At 64.3% G+C, this 4,096-nt stretch carries 4 protein-coding genes; all 4 read right to left on the bottom strand.

Going from position 1 to position 4,096, the window contains the following annotated elements; genetic code table 11:
* Window positions 1-103: 103 nt before the first annotated feature.
* Window positions 104-1,282, bottom strand: coding sequence for an efflux RND transporter periplasmic adaptor subunit (locus tag AC1D1P_RS16370; RefSeq protein ID WP_477673695.1), 1,179 nt, complete (start codon window positions 1,280-1,282; stop codon window positions 104-106).
* A gap of 50 nt (window positions 1,283-1,332) precedes the next feature.
* Complete coding sequence (locus tag AC1D1P_RS16365) at window positions 1,333-2,859, bottom strand: efflux transporter outer membrane subunit (RefSeq protein ID WP_477673694.1); 1,527 nt, start codon at window positions 2,857-2,859, stop codon at window positions 1,333-1,335.
* Complete coding sequence (locus AC1D1P_RS16360; protein ID WP_477670616.1) at window positions 2,846-3,604, bottom strand: CerR family C-terminal domain-containing protein; 759 nt, start codon at window positions 3,602-3,604, stop codon at window positions 2,846-2,848. Before AC1D1P_RS16360 ends, AC1D1P_RS16365 begins: the two co-directional genes overlap by 14 nt.
* Window positions 3,605-3,649: 45 nt before the next feature.
* A partial coding sequence (locus tag AC1D1P_RS16355) for a [protein-PII] uridylyltransferase family protein (protein ID WP_477673693.1) occupies window positions 3,650-4,096 on the bottom strand: 447 nt, incomplete at its 5' end.

The raw sequence follows: 4,096 nt of genomic DNA, 5'->3' as shown, positions 1-4,096 counted from the left end.
GCCTAGAACGACAGCATGCCGGCGAACGTCAGCAGCACAAACAGCATGACGGCAGGGATCGGGTTCTTGATTGACCAGGAGGAGACGTTCATCGAGTCGCTCCTTATTTGATAGCTGCTTGCGCACGACTGGCGGGCGCTATAGCCGGATTTGCCGTAATTCCAGGGGTGGCGTCGCTGACCCGGACCAGGTCGCCGTCGTTGAGGAAGCCCGCCCCGCTGACGATYACCCGTGTATCGGCAGCAAGGCCGGAGGTAATTTCGACCCGGTCGCCGGCGAGCCGGCCGGTCTGCACCTTGAGCTGGCTGATGCGGTTGTCCGGGTTGAGGCGAAAGACGTAGTTGAACCCGTCGCGCACGACCAGCGCAGGTTGCGGGACGGTCAGCGCGGACGTGCTGCCCAGATCGAATTCGCCGCGGGCAAACATGCCGGCCTTGGCCGGGGAAGCCATGCCGGCCGAAACGGGAAGGTCCACATAGACCAGCGCCGCGCGGGTCTGCGGGTCCACGCTCGGGGCGATCATGCGCACCCGGCCCTTGAGTTCGGCGCCGCTGGCCGCCACCACGCTGGCGACCGTGCCGGCCTTGATCCGGCCCAGCTCGGCCGAGGTGACTTCCGCGCGCCATTCGAGGCGGCCGCCCCGGATCAGGCGGAACAGCTCGGTGCCTGCCGGCACTACCGAGCCTACCGTTGCGGTGCGTGCGGAGATCACGCCGTTGTCGGGCGCCAGCACCTGCGTGTTTTTACCGCGTACCTGCTGCACCTCAAGGAGAGCCCTGGCCGCCTCGACACGCGCCCTGGCCGTTTGCTCGGCGGTGTTGTACTGGTTGATCTGCTGCTCGCTTAAAGCGCCCGAATTCGCCAGCGTGCGCGCGCGCGCAGCGTTGTCTGCCGCGTCGGCCGCGTTGGCCTGGGCTTCGATCAGGCTGGCTTTGGCCTGGGCCGTGTCCGCCTGCACGCTGTCACCCGAGAACACCGCCAGCACCTGCCCGGCCTTGACCTGGTCGCCCACATTGGCCTGCACCTGCACCAGCCGCAAGCCGTTCGATTCGGAGCCGATCACGGCCTCCTGCCAGGCGGTGATATTGCCGTTGGCGCTCAGTTTCACCGGCAAAGTCACTTGAGACGGCAGCGCGGTGGCGACAGTCAGTGCCGGCTTTGCGGTGACTGCCTTGTCTTCTTTTGCGTTGGCCTTCAGAAGAAAAAAAGCTGCGGCCCCGGCAACGAGCACGGCCCCGGCGATCACAGCGAGAGCGACGGGTTTTAGTTTGAAGTTTGGCATGGTGTTCAAAGGATCTGTCATAAGGTGTGGCAGGGTCGGCAAACCGCGCCTCAGGGGGCGGTGAGGGCAGCAGGGGTGAAAGGTGCCGGCACATCGGAGACCAGCGGCGGCACAGGCGGTTCGGCGGTAGTCCAGCCTCCGCCGAGCGCCCGGTACAGCGCAACCCAGGCGCTGCGCCGGTCACGTTGCAGCGTGACCAGGGCGCTTTGTGCGGCCAGCAGTGTGCGACGGGCGTCTTCAAGTTCGACCAGGCTCGCCAGCCCGCTCTTGTAGCGGGCTTCGGTGCCGACGAACGACGCGCGGTAGCCTTGTGTGGCGATCAATGCATCCTGGCTGCGTTCAGCCGTGCTTTGCAGGTTCACCAGCGCTTCTTCGACTTCCCGTACGGCTTTTCGCACGCTGCCGCGGTATTGGGCTGCGGCATCTTCGTAGCGCGCCTTGGCGGCTTCTACATTGGCYTCRCTGGCGCCGCCGTCAAAGATCGGGATGGTCAGCTGCAGYGGCCCGACGGTCCAGGTGTCAAAGCGYTGCGTGGTRCTGGCGGTGTACGACTTGGAGGTCGCAACCGAGCCGCTCRGGTTGAGTCTTGGAAAGCGCTGAGCGCGTGCGCTGCCGACTTCCAGGTGGGCGGCGTCCACTTCGCGTGCCGCATTGAAGATATCGGGCCGCTGGGCCAGCACTTCCGCCGGCACGCTGATGACAGGCGCTACCGATTCCTGTGTCAGGTCGGCCGGTGTGCTGGCCAGTTTTTGCCGCAGTGCGGGCTCATCGATGGCAGTCAGGGCCACCAGTGCCTTGACATCCAGGTCGCACAGTGCGCGCTGCTGGATGGCATTGCTGTTGCCTTCGGCCGCGCTGGCCCTGGCCAATGCAGCGGTGGCGGGCGCCTGAAAACCTGCCCTGGTGCTGAGTTCCGCCAAACGTGCAGTTTCACCCCGGGATGCGGCATCGGAGCGCGCAACCTCGAGCAGCTTTTCGCAAGCGCGCAGGCTGTAGTACTGGGTGGCCACCTCGGCGGCAATCGATACCCGCGCCGAATGCCACAGCGCCTGGGAGCCCTCCAGCCGCTGCTGATCGGCATCCCGGCTCGCGGCGTACTGACCGAAGAGGTCGATCTCCCAGGAGGTCTGCAAACCCACCTGGGCGGTTGTGGCAATCGGTGGCGCTGTACGGTTCACGGGTGCCGAGCGTCCGCGGCTGACGCTGGCGGTGCCATCAAGGGTAGGCAGCATGGCTGCGCCCGAGGCCACGCGTGAAGCCCGCGCCTGCTCAATGTTGGAGCGCGCGGTGGAAACGGTCGGGCTGACCGATTCCGCCGCCATGATCAGTTCCACCAGCAAGGGGTCATTTTGTTGCTGCCACCATTGCGACAGCCCTTTCAGGCTGCCGCCGTGAGGCAATGCTGCTGTGGTGCCCGCCGCCGGCAAAGGCGTTTGCCATTGCGCGGGAATCGAGACGGAAGGTGGTGTGTGCGGATTGTCGGAAGCGCAGCCGCCCAGCAACAGCGCGCATGCGCCGAACAGCGGCGCCGCTGTCAGCAAGCGCAAGCGATCGCGTCCGGAGTCAGTTTTTTTCATGGTGTGCTGTGTTCAATCGCGGCGCCGCGGCCACGGGGTAATCGGAAAGGTGATTTCGGCGTGCCATTTCGACGCCTACCATGGCTTCGGCATACGCCACCAGGCTGACGGCCCACTGTTCCAGGGCTTCAGGTGTTCCGAACAGCTGGGGCCGGATCGCCTCCACGACTTCGCGGCTGAGGAACATCTGAAGTGCCAGCCCGGTGATGGAAAACGCCAGCCTGTGCACCTCGTCGTCGGCTTTGGTGACGTCTAAATGGCGGCAAAGCACAATAACCAGCGCGGTATGCGCCGGCTTGATCCCCTGGTCGATTTCTTCGGCCCACAGGCCTGTGGGTTCCAGCATCTCGCGAAAGTGGAGCTTCATGCACAACTGCACCAGTTCACCTTGGCGTAAAGGTTCGAGGAAGCTCGAAAAAAAGCCTTCAAGGGACTGCCGCAAGGTGAAATGGGGCTGGTTGTACAGCGCAATGTCATCGCGCGCGCTGCCCAGCGGTTCGGTGAAAACGGCCCGGTACAAGCCGGCCTTGTCGCCAAAGTAATAGCTGATCGCCGCCACGTTGGCTCCCGCAGCATGGGCGATATCGCGAATCGAGGTTTTGGCAAACCCTTTTTCGGAAAACAGCCTGAGTGCCGCGAGCAACAGGTGCGCCCTTGCGTGGGCGCCGTCGGAGCGCTGTTTTCGGCTTTCGCCTTCAGGCTTGGCTGAGCGCGACGGTGTTTGAGAGGGCAGGTCGGGTGTCATGTGCCCGGATTAGAGCACACTAATCAAACAATCGATTGAATTAAATCAATTGTTTGATTTGAAAGTGGCGACCCACAGTTGCTGGATCGCGCCGCGCTCTGCCTCAAGCGCAGGCGGGTTGACCTGGGTGGGTTCTTCGTTGAGGCGTGCGCGGTGCTGGACACGCCGCAGTTCGCGGTAGGCGCTTGCCGCCCGCTGGCCGACGCCGGCCGGCAGCAGGCCGGCCGTTTCTGCGCGYTGCAGGAGCGAGATGTTGCCGACGTTGTCCCTCAATTCCGGGTGCCGGGCTGATTGGGAAAGCACCAGGAACTGCACGGCGAACTCGGCGTCCACCATGCCGCCCGCACTGTGCTTGACGTCAAATTTTTCAGCCTTGAGCGGAGGCGGGCCTGAGACGGATCCGCCTGTGGGGCTTGGCGTTGCGTGGAGGCTCTTGATCGGATGGGCGTCGCGAACCTTTTCGCGCATGGCCACAATTTCGTTGCGCAGCGC

The sequence above is a fragment of the Polaromonas sp. P1_E1_2 genome, from assembly GCF_056406035.1.
The sequence above is the reverse complement of the archived record's forward strand: the minus strand, read 5'-3'. Positions and strand labels throughout refer to the sequence as shown.

Bases quoted from the DNA above. Each gene is read 5' to 3' on its own strand.
- AC1D1P_RS16360 (WP_477670616.1), bottom strand. From the start codon at position 3,604: ATGACACCCGACCTGCCCTCTCAAACACCGTCGCGCTCAGCCAAGCCT.